This is a genomic window from Williamsia sp. Leaf354, from assembly GCF_001424365.1.
GTDB lineage: Bacteria > Actinomycetota > Actinomycetes > Mycobacteriales > Mycobacteriaceae > Williamsia_A.
The window spans coordinates 267,212-282,623 of sequence record NZ_LMPL01000004.1 but is presented as its reverse complement, the minus strand read 5'-3'; the positions used below and the strand labels follow the sequence as shown (position 1 = coordinate 282,623).

The 15,412-nt window shown below is 69.5% G+C and carries 13 protein-coding genes; 6 read left to right on the top strand and 7 right to left on the bottom strand.

The genetic code is table 11. The annotated features are described in order from the left end of the window. Window positions 1-102: 102 nt before the first annotated feature. Window positions 103-972, top strand: coding sequence for a Bax inhibitor-1/YccA family protein (locus tag ASG12_RS15810; RefSeq protein WP_055791598.1), 870 nt, complete (start codon window positions 103-105; stop codon window positions 970-972). Between the two features lie 75 nt (window positions 973-1,047). Here ASG12_RS15810 and ASG12_RS15805 read toward each other — a convergent pair whose 3' ends face one another. Together ASG12_RS15805 and ASG12_RS15800 are read right to left on the bottom strand one after the other, a co-directional pair. Then, window positions 1,048-2,268, bottom strand: a complete 1,221-nt coding sequence (locus ASG12_RS15805; protein WP_055791595.1) for an acetyl-CoA C-acetyltransferase — start codon at window positions 2,266-2,268, stop codon at window positions 1,048-1,050. A gap of 75 nt (window positions 2,269-2,343) precedes the next feature. Beyond that, complete coding sequence (locus ASG12_RS15800; protein ID WP_055791592.1) at window positions 2,344-3,309, bottom strand: SGNH/GDSL hydrolase family protein; 966 nt, start codon at window positions 3,307-3,309, stop codon at window positions 2,344-2,346. Window positions 3,310-3,419: 110 nt separating this feature from the next. On the opposite strand from ASG12_RS15800, the gene ASG12_RS15795 reads away from it, so the two are divergent. From ASG12_RS15795 to ASG12_RS15785, 3 genes are read left to right on the top strand one after another with little or no spacing between them, the layout of a single operon-like run. Beyond that, the gene (locus ASG12_RS15795; protein WP_055791589.1) at window positions 3,420-4,826 is read left to right on the top strand and encodes a cystathionine beta-synthase; all 1,407 of its coding nucleotides are present in this window, start codon (window positions 3,420-3,422) and stop codon (window positions 4,824-4,826) included. Beyond that, entirely contained in the window at window positions 4,823-5,995 is a 1,173-nt protein-coding gene (locus ASG12_RS15790; protein ID WP_055791586.1) for a cystathionine gamma-synthase, read from the top strand. Before ASG12_RS15795 ends, ASG12_RS15790 begins: the two co-directional genes overlap by 4 nt. Before the next feature lie 43 nt (window positions 5,996-6,038). Beyond that, window positions 6,039-9,128, top strand: coding sequence for an AfsR/SARP family transcriptional regulator (locus ASG12_RS15785; protein WP_156378138.1), 3,090 nt, complete (start codon window positions 6,039-6,041; stop codon window positions 9,126-9,128). Here the strand turns inward: ASG12_RS15785 and ASG12_RS15780 are convergent. Continuing rightward, entirely contained in the window at window positions 9,118-9,840 is a 723-nt protein-coding gene (locus ASG12_RS15780; RefSeq protein ID WP_055791582.1) for an LpqN/LpqT family lipoprotein, read from the bottom strand. The two genes, ASG12_RS15785 and ASG12_RS15780, sit on opposite strands and share 11 nt — an antisense overlap. A 162-nt stretch (window positions 9,841-10,002) precedes the next feature. On the opposite strand from ASG12_RS15780, the gene ASG12_RS15775 reads away from it, so the two are divergent. Together ASG12_RS15775 and ilvA are read left to right on the top strand one after the other, a co-directional pair. Next, on the top strand, window positions 10,003-11,304 hold the full coding sequence (locus ASG12_RS15775; RefSeq protein WP_082502106.1) for a neutral zinc metallopeptidase: 1,302 nt from the start codon (window positions 10,003-10,005) through the stop codon (window positions 11,302-11,304). A 57-nt stretch (window positions 11,305-11,361) separates the two neighbouring features. After that, window positions 11,362-12,561, top strand: a complete 1,200-nt coding sequence (gene ilvA / locus ASG12_RS15770) for a threonine ammonia-lyase (RefSeq protein ID WP_055791577.1) — start codon at window positions 11,362-11,364, stop codon at window positions 12,559-12,561. Here the strand turns inward: ilvA and ASG12_RS15765 are convergent, their stop codons facing one another. The 4 genes from ASG12_RS15765 to ASG12_RS15750 form a co-directional block, all read right to left on the bottom strand. After that, complete coding sequence (locus tag ASG12_RS15765) at window positions 12,562-12,879, bottom strand: hypothetical protein (RefSeq protein ID WP_156378137.1); 318 nt, start codon at window positions 12,877-12,879, stop codon at window positions 12,562-12,564. A gap of 69 nt (window positions 12,880-12,948) precedes the next feature. Beyond that, a complete protein-coding gene (locus ASG12_RS15760; RefSeq protein ID WP_055791572.1) occupies window positions 12,949-13,296 on the bottom strand; it encodes a hypothetical protein in 348 nt (115 codons plus the stop codon). Window positions 13,297-13,404: 108 nt separating this feature from the next. Next, a complete protein-coding gene (locus ASG12_RS15755) occupies window positions 13,405-14,778 on the bottom strand; it encodes a serine hydrolase (protein WP_055791569.1) in 1,374 nt (457 codons plus the stop codon). 7 nt (window positions 14,779-14,785) lie between these two features. Next, the gene (locus tag ASG12_RS15750) at window positions 14,786-15,397 is read right to left on the bottom strand and encodes a DUF3887 domain-containing protein (RefSeq protein WP_055791567.1); all 612 of its coding nucleotides are present in this window, start codon (window positions 15,395-15,397) and stop codon (window positions 14,786-14,788) included. Window positions 15,398-15,412 lie beyond the last annotated feature (15 nt).

The window sequence follows — 15,412 nt, the reverse complement described above, 5'->3', positions numbered from 1 at the left end:
GTCGAGCCGGAACTCACCGACGACCTCGGTCGTTGAACGGGTAATCGCTCGACCAGTAGGTCACGGGCGAGAAGATCACAGACGAATCGAAGGGACCAGACGGTGCGAGAAAGTAGCAATCCGGTGATGCGGGGTGTCCTCCGCGACAACCAGAAGGCGGGTGGCTATGCCGGGTTCGGGACCGGGATGGCCGGTGCCGGCCAGGGAGCCATGTTCGGCCAGGCCGGTCAGCCCCAGCAGGTCGACCCCTACGCCCGCCCCGGGCAGCCGGTCGGCTCCCGTTCACTGACCATCGACGACGTCGTCACCAAGACCGCCAGCACCCTCGGCGTCCTGATCGTGTCCGCGATCATCTCCTACTTCCTCGTGCACCAGAACGAGGGCCTGGCGATGCCGCTGCTGCTGATCGGCGCACTCGGCGGCCTCGCGCTCGTCCTCGTCGCGACCTTCGGGCGCAAGCAGGACAACCCGGCCATCGTGCTCTCCTACGCGGTGCTCGAGGGTCTGTTCGTCGGCGCGATCTCGTTCGTGTTCGCCAACTACGCGGTCAGCGGCATCTCCGCCGGAGTGCTCATCGGGCAGGCCGTCCTCGGCACGTTCGGTGTCTTCGCGGGCATGCTCGTCGTCTACAAGACGGGCGCCATCCGCGTCACCCCGCGCTTCACCCGCATGCTGTTCGCCGCGATGATGGGCGTCATCGTCCTCATCCTCGGCAACCTGGTCGTCGGGTTCTTCAACGGCGGCTCGGGCCTGGGCCTCTACGACGGTGGCCCGCTGGCCATCATCTTCTCGCTGGTCTGCATCGGCCTGGCGGCGTTCAGCTTCCTCGTCGACTTCGACTCCGCCGACCGCCTCATCCGCGCCGGCGCACCGGAGAAGGCAGCCTGGGGCATCGCCCTCGGCCTCACGGTCACCCTGGTGTGGCTGTACGTCGAGATCCTGCGACTGCTCAGCTACTTCAACTCCGACTAGTCACCCGACGACACAGAGAACCCCGCACCTCCTCGAAGGGGGTGCGGGGTTCTCTGCGTTGCGGGAGGGGTGCGCTCAGCTGAGGCGCTCGAGCACCATCGCCATTCCCTGACCGCCGCCGACACACATCGACTCGATGCCGAAGGTCTTGTCGTGGGTGGTGAGGTTGTTGAGCAGCGTGGTGGTGATCCGCGCACCGGTCATGCCGAACGGGTGGCCGAGGGCGATCGCACCGCCGGACACGTTCAGCTTGTCGTGGTCGATGCCGAGCTCGGCGGCCGAACCGAGCACCTGGACGGCGAACGCCTCGTTGATCTCGACGAGGTCGATGTCGGAGATCGACATCCCGGTGTTCTTGAGCACCTTGCGGATCGCCTCGATCGGGCCGAGACCCATGATCTCCGGCGACAGGCCGGTCGCCGCGGTCGCGACCACGCGCGCCAGCGGGGTGAGGCCGAGCTCCTTGGCCTTGGTGTCGCTCATGATGACCAGCGCCGCGGCGCCATCGTTGAGCGGACACGCGTTGCCGGCGGTGATGGTGCCGTCGGGACGGAACACCGGCTTGAGCTGCGACACCTTCTCGTAGGTGGTGCCGGCGCGCGGACCGTCGTCGGTGGAGACCACGGTGCCGTCGGGCAGGGTCACCGGATCGATCTCGCGCTCGAAGAAGCCGGACTTGATGGCCTCCTCGGCGCGGTTCTGGCTGAGCACACCCCAGCGGTCCTGGTCCTCACGCGAGATGCCGGTCATGGCGGCGACGTTCTCGGCGGTCTGGCCCATCGGGATGTAGACGTCGGGGATGAGGCCCGAGCCGCGCGGATCGGTCCACGTCGGGGCACCGCCCTGCGCGGCCTTGTCGGTACGGGCCATCGCCTCGTCGAACAGCGGGTTCTTGCTGTCGGGCCAGCCGTCGGCGCTGCCCACGGCGAAACTCGAGACGCTCTCGACGCCGCCGGAGATGAAGACATCGCCCTCGCCGGCCTTGATGGCGTGCAACGCCATGCGGGTGGTCTGCAGCGACGACGAGCAGTAGCGGTTGACGGTCACGCCGGGGACGTGATCGAGGCCGAGCTCCACGGCGACGACACGGGCGATGTTGAAGCCGCCCTGTCCGCCCGGCTGACCGATGCCGAGGTGGATGTCCTCGATGTCGGCGCGGTCGAGGGCGGGCACCTTGTCGAGGGCGACCTGCACCATCTGGCGGGCCAGCTCATCGGGGCGGAGGTCCTTCAACGAGCCCTTGCCGGCTCGGCCGATGGGCGAGCGCGCAGTGGAGACGATGACGGCTTCGGGCATGACGAGGCTCCTCAGGAGTTCGTGGGTGATGCGTGGGCGAATCGGACGTTACGCCATCACCGTCGAGCGACCGACCTAACGCTCGGCCAATGCGACCTCGGCCCGCCTGCGGCGCAGTCTGACCGGCCATCCGAGGCGCCGGCGCACACGCACCACCAGCCGGTTGTTCTCGGCGAACTCCGAGACCTCGGGCGGGTCCGGCAGAGGTCCTGCGCCCCATTCGCCGATCGCGGCGAGCACCTCGGGGAGCATCGTCTGCGCGGCGAGCAGATACCCCGCCGCCGACGGGTGGTAGTTGTCGGCGGAGAACATCCGCTCGGGGGCGGCGAGGAACTCCTTGGCCAACAGGTCGGCCAGGGGGACCGGGCGTCCGCCGGCGGCGCGCACCTCGTGCTCCTGTGCGGCGGCGAGCCGGAACCCCCACTGCCGCAGCACCGATCGCAGTGGCTGGGGGATCGCGGTGACGGCCCCGAGATCGGGGCACGTGCCCACGATGACGTGCGCGTCGACCTCCCGCAGGCGCCGTACTGCCGACCCGAGCCGCCGCGCCGCGGGACCGGGACGGTTGCGGGCGGTGATGTCGTTGGCGCCGACGAGGATCACCGCGACGTCGGGCGGGGCGCCGGCGATGAGCATCGCGTCGACCTGTCCGGACAACCCGCGCGAGGTGGCACCGACGATCGCCTTCGTGCTCAACCGCACGGTGAGTCCGCTCTCGCGACACAGCATGCGGGTGAGCGCCACCCCGGGCGTCTCGTCGGCGACGTCGGCACCGAGCCCGGCGGCGGTCGAGTCGCCGAACACCATCAGGTGCAGGTCGAACTCGCTGCGCGGGGTGATGCGTTCGGGACCGGATCCGTCGGGGAGATAGAGGCCGTCACCGTTGGGGGCGTTGTCGGTGCGGTGGGGGATCACCTCGCGTGCGGTGCGGGCCTGACCGGTGAGGAACGAATAGACCGCCCACCCGGCGCCGGCACTCCCCGCCGTCGCCGCCACCGTCGCGGTGACATCGCGGACCACTCGCCGCCGGGTTGCAGGCATGGGTTCAGAGTATCGGCCCGGACCGGTCGAACCGGCGCGGAGGCCGAGGGCTCGCCGGGTGGAGGGCATCGCCTGCGACGCCTCCCGCGCGGGTCTGGAACGATGGACGCATGCGCATCGCCAATCACGTCGTCGACCTGGTCGGCGGCACCCCGCTGGTCAAGGTGAACTCGGTCGTCAGCCCCGGATCGGGGCTGGTGGCGGCCAAGGTGGAGTACCTCAACCCCGGTGGATCGTCCAAGGACCGCATCGCGGTCAAGATGGTCGACGCCGCCGAGGCGTCCGGGGAACTCAAGCCCGGTGGCACGATCGTGGAGCCCACGTCGGGCAACACCGGTGTCGGCCTCGCCCTCGTCGCCCAGCAACGCGGGTACCACTGCGTGTTCGTGTGCCCCGACAAGGTCGGTGAGGACAAGCGCAACGTGCTCAAGGCCTACGGAGCCGAGGTCGTCGTGTGCCCCACCGCGGTCGCCCCCGACAACCCCGACAGCTACTACAGCGTCTCCGACCGGCTGGTCCGCGAGATCGACGGTGCGTGGAAGCCGAACCAGTACTCCAACCCCGCCGGCCCGCAGAGTCACTACGAGACCACCGGTCCCGAGATCTGGGCCGACACCGAGGGAAAGATCACCCACTTCGTCGCGGGCGTCGGCACCGGCGGCACCATCACCGGCACCGGCCGCTACCTCAAGGAGGTGTCCGACGGTCGCGTCAAGATCATCGGCGCCGACCCGGAGGGTTCGGTCTACTCCGGTGGCACCGGTCGCCCCTACCTCGTCGAGGGCGTCGGTGAGGACTTCTGGCCCAGTGCCTACGACCCGTCGATCCCCGACGAGATCATCGCCGTCTCCGACGCCGACTCGTTCGACATGACCCGACGTCTCGCCCGCGAGGAGGGCCTGCTGGTCGGCGGTTCCTGCGGCATGGCGATGGTCGCGGCACTCAAGGTGGCCGAGCGGGAGGGCCCCGACGCGATCGTCGTGGTCCTGCTGCCCGACGGCGGTCGCGGCTACATGGCGAAGATCTTCAACGACCGGTGGATGAGCAGCTACGGGTTCCTGCGCACCCCGCTCGACGGCAAGGACAAGGGCGACCCGTCGGTCGGCGACGTGCTGCGCGGCAAGTCCGGCGCCCTGCCCGACTTCGTGCACACCCACCCGGCGGAGACCCTGCGCGACGCCATCGAGATCCTCCGCGAGTTCGAGGTCTCACAGATGCCGGTCGTCGGCGCCGAGCCGCCGATCATGGCCGGCGAGGTCGCCGGTGCGGTCACCGAACGTGAACTGCTCAGCGCGGTGTTCGAGGGTCGCGCGAGCCTGGCGGATCCGGTGTCGTCGTTCATGGGCGAACCGTTCCCGCTCATCGGGTCCGGCGAGCCGGTGTCGGCAGCGACCAAGGCGCTCAGCGAGTGCGATGCGCTGATGGTCGTCGAGGACGGCAAGCCGATCGGCGTCATCACCCGTCACGACCTGCTGGCGTTCGTCAGCTCCTCACCCCGGATCGGAGCATCGTCATGAGTGAACAGCGCAGCCGTGTCGACGCGAGTCGGTGGCAGGGTTTCGGTACCAAGGCGATCCACGCCGGGTACGAACCCGACCCGCTGACCGGTGCGGTCAACCCCCCGATCTACGCCAGTTCCACCTTCGCCCAGGACGGCGTCGGCGGGATGCGCGGCGGATTCGAGTACGCGCGCACCGGCAACCCCACCCGAGCGGCCCTCGAGGGAAATCTGGCGGCGATCGAGAGCGGTTCGTACGGGCGAGGTTTCGCCTCCGGTATGGCGGCGACCGACGCGCTGTTGCGCGCCACGCTGCGTCCCGGTGACCACCTGGTGATCCCGAACGACGCCTACGGCGGTACGTTCCGGCTGATCGACAAGGTGTTCACCCAGTGGGGGATCACCTACTCGGTCGCCCCGGTCTCCGACATCGACGCGGTGCGCGCGGCCATCACCCCGGCGACCAAGCTGGTGTGGGTCGAGACGCCCACCAACCCGCTGCTCAACATCGGTGACATCGAGGCACTCTCGGGTGTCGCGCACTCCGCCGGCGCCAAGCTGGTCGTCGACAACACCTTCGCCTCGCCGTATCTGCAGCAGCCGTTGACGCTCGGGGCCGACGTGGTGCTGCACTCGACGACGAAGTACCTCGGCGGGCATTCCGACGTCGTCGGTGGCGCACTGGTCACCGACGACGAGCAGCTCGACACCGATCTGGCGTTCCTGCAGAACGGTGCCGGCGCGGTCCCCGGGCCGTTCGACGCCTATCTGACGATGCGTGGCATCAAGACCCTCGCGGTGCGTATGGACCGGCACAGCGACAACGCCGAGAAGATCGTCGAGTACCTGCAGTCGCATCCCAAGATCGAGAAGGTGCTCTACCCGGGCCTCGAGTCGCATCCGAACCACGCCGTCGCGGCGCGGCAGATGAAGCGCTTCGGCGGCATGATCTCGGTGCTCGTCGCGGGCGGAGCCCCGGCGGCACAGGAGTTCTGCGCCCGCACCGAGGTGTTCACACTCGCCGAGTCGCTGGGCGGCATCGAGTCGTTGATCGAGCACCCGGCGGCCATGACGCACGCCTCCACCGAGGGCTCCCTGCTCGAGGTCCCCGCCAACCTCGTCCGCCTGTCGGTGGGCATCGAGGACATCGCCGACCTCCTCGGCGACGTGGAGAACGCGCTGAGCTGAGCGAACCGCTCCCCACACCTGAGAAAATGCTTAACATCCACAGGTGGAATACCGGCTTCTCGGGCATATGGACGTGCGTGCGGGTGCACGCGACGTCGTGCTGGGTGGGCTGAAGCAGCGAGCTGTCCTCGCCGTGCTGCTGCTCAACGCCGGATCCACGGTTGACATCGACCGACTGGTCGACGCGATCTGGGGAGACGATCCGCCCGCCAAGCCGGTGGCATCGGTGCGCGCCTACGTCGCGAACCTGCGTAGGGCGATGGACGACGTCGACGAGCATTCATCGACCGCGGTGATCACCGATGCGTCCGGCTATCGGGTGGACGTCGGTCCCGGTGAACTCGACGTCGCCACCTTCGACGACCTCACCGCCCGCGGACGCCACGAGCTCACCGCGGGTGACGCCGGCCTCGCCGAACAGACTCTTTCCTCAGCGCTCGCACTGTGGCGCGGTCCGCCGCTGCTCGAGTTCGCCGGTCGATCGTTCGCCGATGCCGCGATCCACCGACTGACGGCTCTGCGGACGACTGCGGCGGAGGGACTGTTCGAGGCCGGTTTGGCACTCGGCCGCGACGCCGAGCTCATCCCGGGGCTCGAGGATCAGGTGCGGATCGACCCGCTCCACGAACGACTCTGGGGTCAGCTGATGGTCGCCCTCTACCGGTCCGGGCGCCGGGCGGAGGCGTTGGCGACCTACGCGCGGGCCCGCGACATCCTGCACGCCGACCTCGGAGTCGCACCCGGCGCGGCCCTCGAACATCTCCGCCGCGAGATCGCCCGGGAGTCGGGGGATCTCGATCATCGTCCCCTGCATCTGCAGGCGCGGACCATGGTGGTCGACACCGTCGCACATCACCGGCTGGTGGCACGCGACCGCGAGCTCGCACTCCTCGGTCACGCCGTCACCACGACTGCGCGGGGTCGCGGGACGGTCGCCGTCATCCGCGGCGATTCGGGTACCGGGAAGTCGTCGCTGGCCGCAGCCGTTGTCGACGACGCCGCCGACCGCGGGTTCGGCTTCGCGTGGGCGGGACACACCGGTGGACTCCGCGAGCCACCGATGTGGACCTGGGTGCACGTCATCAGGCGGCTCACCGAGACCGCCTCGGCAACGGTCGTCGACCGCGCACGAGAACTCGCGCCCGAGGTCTTCGCGACCGCCGCCGGCCGCCGATCCTCCGCGGAGACGACGATCGCCGCCGATTCCCGCTTCGAGGGCGCCGAACAGCTCGTCGAGGTGATCGCACTGCTCGTGTCCGACACCCCGACCCTGGTGGTCCTCGACGATTTCCATCACGCCGAGAAGGCGACCCGCGAGGTCCTCGAACTGCTCTCCCCGCGCCTGCGTGAGATCCCGCTGCTGGTCCTGGTGACGTGGCAGGACGTGGGTGCCGACCGCCCGTTGCGCCCCAGGGCCTTTCATCGCCTCCTGAGCCGCTCGGAGACCCTCACCATCGGACTCGGCCCGCTCGACGTCGACGGTGTGCGCGAACTGGTCACCGTCGAGACCCGCGTGCGAGCGCATCCGGATCTCATCGACGCCATCCACGAACGGACCGCGGGCAATCCGTTTCACGTCCGTGAGCTCGCCCGCCTGCTCCACGTCGGTGGACATCTCGATGCCGACACACGCGAGATCCCCGATGCCGCACCACCCGACGCGGTCGCCGGGGTGGTCCGACGTCGGCTCGCGGTACTCCCGCGACGCACCCGCGAGGCGATCGGTGTCGGCGGGCTGATCGGCGCGTCCTTCGAGGCGGCGGTGCTCGCCGAGACGCTCGACACCGACGACACCGACCTGCGCGCACGTCTCGCGCCGGCCTGCCGGTCCGGCGTTCTCGTCGCCGGCGACGAGGTACCGCATCGTTACTGGTTCACCCACACCGTGATCCAGCGGGTCGCGGCCGACGAACTGCCGTTCGGTGACCGCGAACGTGCCCACGCCCGCATCGCCGGGTCGTATGCCACGCGGGCACAGGTCGGCGGGTACGACCAGGCGATGGCCGCCGCCGATCACGCCTGGCGTGCGGGTGTGCACCTCGAGCCCGCCGTCGCCGCGGCGTTGATCGAGGGTGCGCTCCGCGGCGCGGTCTCGCGCGCGGAGTACCTCGACATCGCCGAACTCACCGAACGCGCGGTGACGATGCTCGAACGCCTGCCCGACGACGATGCCCGCCACGACCGCGAGGCGCGCTTCTGGATGCAGCGTGCGTCGGTGCTCGCGGTGTTGACCGGACACAACGCGCCCGAGACGGAGGAGGCGTTGGCGAGGGTGTTCCGTGCCGGCGCCGCCATGACCTCCGGTGCGGAGTTCACCTCCGCGGTCGCGTTGCGGTGCGCGATGTTGGTGGGAACCGCCGGATACCGGGAGGCCGCGGTGCTGGGGGAGAAATTGATCGATCGGTTCCTCGCCGACGGCGAACCGGCCGCCGGTGCGGCGGGCTACTACGTCCGAGCCATCGCGGCGTTGATGGGTGGCGATCCCGACGGTGCGATCGCCGCGGTGGAGACGCTGACGAGCGAGGTCCCCACCATCGACCCCGCGGACAACCTGCTGCTGTTCGACATACGGGCGTTCGGTGTCGCCGCGCTGGCGCATGCTGTGCGGGGTGACCACGCGTTGGGTCGTGCCGTCGCACGCACCGGGATGGACCTGGCGCGGTCGCGATCCAACGGGTTCGCCGAGGCGATCCTCGCGGTGAACCGCCTGCAGGTCAACGCATACTGCGGTGTGGTCGTCGGCACCGCGGACGAGTCGGCGGCGCTGGTCGACACCCTCACCGCGGTGGGTGCTGTCGATCTGGTGGGGTCGGCGCGTCTGATCGGTGCGTGGGCGCGCGGACTCGAACGCGACGGCGACGACACCACCGGTGAGATCCGAGATGCGTTGGCGCTGCACACCTCCGGCGGCATGGTCGTCTTCGTGCCCCTCTATCTGCGGTTGCTGTCCGAGGTCGAACAGGCACACGGGTATCTCGACGACGCCCGCGTCAGCGCGCAGCGTGCGGCGTCGACAGCACGAGCGCACGGTGAGGTGGCCTGGGAGACGCGGCCGGCCGTGTGGCGGATGCTGCACACGGCCGACGCCCGGCTCCTCGGCGACACCGAGACGGGCGCCCCGCTCACTGGCTGATGGTCGCCCCGTCGATCGCCTTAGCGGCCGCACCGAGGATCTCGGCCTGTGCCTGATCGCTGGTTCCGTTGAGCTGCAGGATGTACGTCACGCCGTCACCGGGGATGATCACGGTCTTCTGAGCGCTCAGTGCCTCGGTGCCCTCGAGGTCGTAGGTGGCAGCGATGTCGTAGGCGGGATATCCCGACAGCGTGGTCGTGCGCTCGTCGACCACGGAGGCGCCCTTGAGGTTCTTGATCTCACCGGGTGCCGCCTCGATCAACGCCTGCGCGTCGACGGTGCCCTCGAGCTTCGACAGCAGTGCGATGAAGTTGGGCTGATACGACGCCTGTGAGGCGTCGGGTCCGGTGTATTCGATGGCGGCGTAGGCATAGTCGGGTGTCTTGTCGCCGGCCGTCGACCATCCTTCGGGCATGGGGAGGTCGATGGTGGGCGCGCCCTCCGCGCCCGGCTTGAGAGGTGTCTCCACGATGTTGTTCTGCTTGATGTAGTCGGCGATCGTGAAGTTCGTTCCGGTGGCGTCGATGTCGCGGGGCACCAGCGCACCGGTCGACGGACTCGATGCCGCCGTGGAGGCGGACGCCGACGACGACGTCGCCGACGAGGTGGAGGGGGAGCTGCTGTCGGAGGAATCGCTGCTGCATCCGGCCACCGCGAGAGCCGCGGCGGCGCAGGTGGTGACGGCGAGGAGTCGAACGGTGCTGTGAGTCATGGCGGCACCGTAGCGACGGCCGATTGGAGATCGATTGGATCGCGGGCGGCGCGACTTCCATCGTTTCCCCAACGTCGGCGGGGTTGGCTCACCGCCATGATGTCCCCGCGACGACGTTCCTGTGTCCCCGTGTGGGCGTTCGCCCTCCTGACGACCGTGACCATGGTGTGTGCGGTGGGCTGCTCGTCGGGCGCGACACCTCGCGTCGAGCGGTCATCGAGGTCGACCGCACCCTCGGTACCCATCGAGGGTGACGCGTCGAACCCGGTCAACACTGCGGTCGCCACGGCGATCTCGAGAGTGCAGCGGTACTGGGAGACCGAGTTCCCGGCGCTCTACGATCGCCCCTACGCGCCGGTCTCCGGCGGCTTCTACGGCGTCGACCCGGAGTCGGGGAATCTGCCCCCGTGTGCGGAGAGCGCAGCCGACATCTCGGGCAATGCGTTCTACTGCGCCACCGAGGACGTGGTGGCCTGGGACGCGACCGGACTGTTGCCGAGACTGCAGAAGACCTACGGCGACTTCGTGATCCCCATCGTGCTCGCCCACGAGTGGGGGCACGCGGTGCAGGCGCGCGCCGGGTTCGAGGGAGCCACGGTCACCCGTGAGATCCAGGCCGACTGCTTCGCCGGTGCCTACAGTCGGCACGCGATCGACACCCGTGAGTACCCGATCAGCGCCGCCGACCTCGACCGTGCCCTGGCAGGGTTTCTCGAACTACGGGACGAGCCCGGTACGGCGGCAACCGATCCCTCCGCGCACGGCAGCGGTTTCGACCGCGTGAACGCCTTCCAGAACGGCTACGAGAAGGGTCTCGCCACGTGCGCTGCGTATCGCGACGGATCGCCCGCGGTGATCGAGTTGCCGTTCCGCGACGAGGCGGACGCGGCCGGCGGCGGCGACGCGCCCTACGCCGACGTCGTCGCCGGCGTGCCGGTCGATCTCGAGGACTACTGGTCGAAGCTGTACCCCGAACTGGCGAACGCGCCGTGGGTTCCGGTGCGGCGGGTCATCCCCTTCGGCCCGGGGTCGCCACCGACGTGTGGGAACAGCCCCACCGACGGGTTCCTCCTGTTCTATTGCGTGCCCGACGACTACGTGGCCTTCGACAACGCCGACGCGATGCCCACCGTCTACCGCGAGGGCGGTGACTTCGCCGTCGCTGTCCTGTTGGCGACCCAATGGGGGATCGCGGCGTTGTCGCGACTCGGCGACGACTCCGACGAGAAGACGAGTTCGCAGCGGGCCGACTGCTTCGCCGGCGCCTGGACGGCCAGCGTGCTGCTGGGCAACCGACCGTCGTCGAGCGGGTACTCGCTGTCCCCGGGCGATCTCGACGAGGCCATCGCGGCGCTGTTGCTGTTCCGGGGAGACGGTGACGCGGATCGTCAGGGCACCGGGTTCGTCCGCGTCGAGGCCTATCGCAGTGGTGTGATCGACGGCGCGCGGGCCTGTCTGCCCTGAGCCGACATCGGCCGCGGTACGCGGCGCGCGATCGGTACGGGGTCTACCGTCGGATCCATGGTGATCACCTCTGCGCAGATCGACGAGGCGGTGGCGATGTTGGCGCCGGTGATGCGTCGGACGCCGATGGTGGCGTCCCGCGCACTGTCGGACATGTGCGGTGCGGACGTGTGGCTGAAGTGTGAGAACCTCCAGCGCACAGGGTCGTTCAAGCCCCGAGGGGCCTATCGGCGCATCGCCGGACTCACCGCCGCCGAACGTGCGCGAGGAGTCGTCGCGGCGAGTGCGGGCAATCACGCCCAGGGTGTGGCGTGGTCGGCCACGACGCTGGGCATCACCTCGCGGGTGTACATGCCCACGGGCGCATCGTTGCCGAAGGTGACCGCGACACGTGCCTACGGCGCGGAGGTGGTGCTCGAGGGCGAGATCATCGACGAGAGTCTCGTTGCCGCACAGGCCTTCTCCGAGTGGACCGGTGCCGTCCTGATCCACCCGTTCGATCACGCCGACATCGTCGCCGGCCAGGCGACGGTCGGGGTGGAGATCGCCGAGCAGATGCCCGACGTCGGCACCGTGGTGGTGCCGCTGGGCGGGGGTGGGCTGCTTGCCGGGGTGGCCGCGGCCATCAAGTCCGTGCGGCCGCAGACGCGTGTCGTGGGCGTGCAGGCGGCGGCCGCCGCGGCCTGGCCCGGCTCGATCGCCGCGGGTACGCCGACCCGGGTGGCCGAGATGAACACGATGGCCGACGGCATCGCGGTGGCGATGCCGGGCGCGGTCACGTTCGCCCATGTCGACGAGCTCGTCGACGAGATCGTCACCGTCGGTGAGGATCTCATCAGCCGCGCGGTCCTGCTGATGCTCGAGCGCGCGAAGTTGTTGGTCGAGCCGGGCGGCGCGGTGGCGGTGGCCGCGCTGATGGAGCCCGGTGCGCTGGCGCTACCCGGGCCGGTGTGCGCGGTGCTCTCCGGAGGCAACGTCGACCCGCTGTTGTTGTCGCACCTCACGACGCACGGTCTTCAGGCGGCGGGACGGTACCTCACCGTCGCGGTGACGGTGCCCGACCGGCCGGGCGGCCTCGCGATGCTGCTGGAGACCCTGCGCGATTCCGGGGCGAGCGTGGTCGACGTCATCCATTCCCGCGTCGCGGGCGAACTGCGTCTCGGCGAGGTGCAGGTGACGGTCAGTCTCGAGACCCGCGGACCGGAACACCAGGCGATGGTGCGCGAGGCGCTGCGCTCGGCGGGGTTCTTCGACTGATCAGGCCGCGAGAGCGAGGGTGTGCGCCGGGGTGTTGTCGAGTGTTCCGCGCATCGGGTCGACGACGAGGTCGAGGGAGCCGAAGCACGAGCGTGCCGTGGCCATGAGCGCGTCGCGGTCCGCGGCGTCACCGTGGTCGCCGACCACGGCCGCGGCGCGGGCGGAACCGTATCCGCGCACCGCGTCGAGCAACACCCCGACGTCGGTCCCGATCACCACCACGCGGCATCCGCGGCGCAGCATCCGCTGAGCCAGATCGACGGCCAGGTGGTCGGGTGTCGCGTCGGTGGGGACGAGGAGAAGCACTGTTGTGGTCATGTCCCCAGCACACCGGGCGAGTGTGAGGAAACTCTGTTGCCGTGATGAGGAGTCGGCAACGATGTGGTCTCACGCCGCCGCCGCGGACTCCCTGCCTCCGGCCACGACGTCGTCGGTGCGCCACGGGCCGACGGTGATGGCGCCACCCGGGTCGGCGACGAGTGTGACCGGACCCAGGCGGCGTCCGACGCGGGTGAGCATGTCGCCGACCATCGTGGGGTCGTCGAGATCGACGACCATCGCCGGTGCCGAGGTCCCGGCGACCAGATCGACGAGTCGGGTGATCCGCGGGCCGGCGACGGCGACATGGTGGCCGGCCCTGATCAGGTCGCGTGCCAGGTCGGCGCCGGCGCGATCGGCCACGGCGACGACGATGACGTCGAGCGGGCCCGGGGATGTGGTTCGTGCGGACGCCATGTGTGCGTTCCTCTCGTGGGGGTTGTCGGTACGCATCCCACGACACCCCACGAGCCTGTGCGGACGCTGGCCGTGCGCTGGCAGCCCGACGGGAACGTCAGGTGTCGTTCACCGACCTGCGAGCGTCAGCGCACCCCGGATGACCGACAACGCCTGCGGGACCACCGTCGCCTCGGCGAACGCCTTCGTCGGGTCGCTCAGCATCGCCGACACGACGTACTCGACGCCATCGTGCGCGCGGATCAGATAGTTCAGCGTGAGCACACCCGGTTCGGAGCCCCCTTTGAACGCGAGTGTCGTGTAGCGCTCGGGGTCGAGGAGAATGCCTCCGTCGTTGATGGTCAGCGCGTGGGCGATCGGACCTCCCGACGGCGTCGTCGACATCGTGGCGAGTCCGGTGAGTGCCCGACAGATGTCGGCGGGCGAACCGAACCATTCGATGTCGGTGACGTCGCGCGGTGTGGTCCACGGCGGGAGGCCGCTCAGCGAGGCGCCGTCGAGCTCGGGCAGCATCGCCGAGCGCTGGGCGGCGTCGGCCGCCAAATACCTCTGCGCGAGTTGCGGATATCGGGACATCTTGAGCACGAACAGCTCCCGTGTCGTGAGGAAGGGTGTTGTCCGTGCCGGATCGCTGTTGCCGAATCGGGAGAGCATCGCGGTCACGGCATCGCGGCCGAGGCTGTGGATGAGGTGATCGGTGGCGGTGTTGTCGCTGATCGAGATCATGAGGTCGGCCAGGCGCCGGTAGGTGACGGTGGTGCCGGCAGGGCGATCCTGGAGCACCCCGGACGGCAGGCTCTTCCAGTCGGTGCGCACGGTCACGGTGTCGTCCCACGAGATCTTCTTCGATGCCACGGCGTCACCGAGGGCGCCGAGCACGTACAACTTGAATGCGGAACCGAGTGGCCGTTGGGTGTCGCCGTTCAGTGAATGCACAGGGATACAACGGTTGTCGTCGATTCTGTCGACGGTGAACGACACCTCCGGTGCGAGCGCCCGCAGGCGCTCGTCGACGCCGTTCCAGGAGGTCGGTTCGGCGGGCATCGGGACGAAGACCAGTCCGGTCATCCTGCCGTCGGACCCCACCGTCGCGTCGGCCTGTAGGCGCTTCCCGTCCGGGGTGGCGACGATCCCGACCTGCGCGGTCGGGGCCGGAGACGGGGCGAGTCGCTCCAGGGTGAGGCGTGCGAACGGGCTCAGGCGGGCGTTGACGGCGTCGGTGCTGCCGCCTAACTCCCGGATGATGTCCGGGCCGAAATGCTCCCGCACATCGTTGTCGGACAGCGGAAAGCGGCCGCTGGCGTCGATGAACCACCGGAGTTGCGTCGCGGCGGGGGTGTTCGGATCGACCCGTTTCGCAGTCGTGGACGGTGTCGACCCCGGTTGCGGTGATGGTGTCGCGACCTCTTCGGACGACACCGAACAACCTGCGATCATGCCGATGGCCACGCAGAGGGCGACGACGGTTCGTGCGGTCTTCACGGCAGCCTCATTCCGCGGGTGTCGGAGCGGTGTATCGGAGCCACAACCCGGCGATCGTGTTGTCGTGGGCGAACGACACGGAGAGCCAGATGGGTCCGTAGTGCAGAGCGAGTGGCATGTCGACCGAGCGGTAGGGGCCGCGCACGGTGACGGTCGGGCGTCCGAGGGTGCGGACCGTGCCGCCGTCCCGCTCGACCCCCGACCAGATCTGTTCGAGGGTGGCCGCGTCGACGGACGCGAGGAGCGTCGGCGACCAGTCGGCGCGTACCGCCGCGAAGTCGTGCTCGACGAACTGGTGGGCGATCTGCCGGGTGCGGGCGATGATGTCGTCGGCCTGGAGTTCGGACGCGGGGGCCGACTTGCCGAACCGCTGCTGGGCTGCCTGGCGACTGATCCGCAGCAGTGAACCGATCTCGGCCCAGGTGTGTCCGGCGGCGCGGGCCCGAGCGACGGTCTGTTGGCGCGCTTCGTCGAGGGCGGACTGGAGGGCGTCGGTCGCCGCCACCGCGGACATCGGCTCGGCGGCGGCGCTGTCGGAGGCCAACGTGCCCGCGATCACCGCGGTCGCCGAGCGGAGTCGGGCGACCACGTCGTCGCCAGGTTCGGGTTCGAGGAGCATTGTGTCAATCTACGG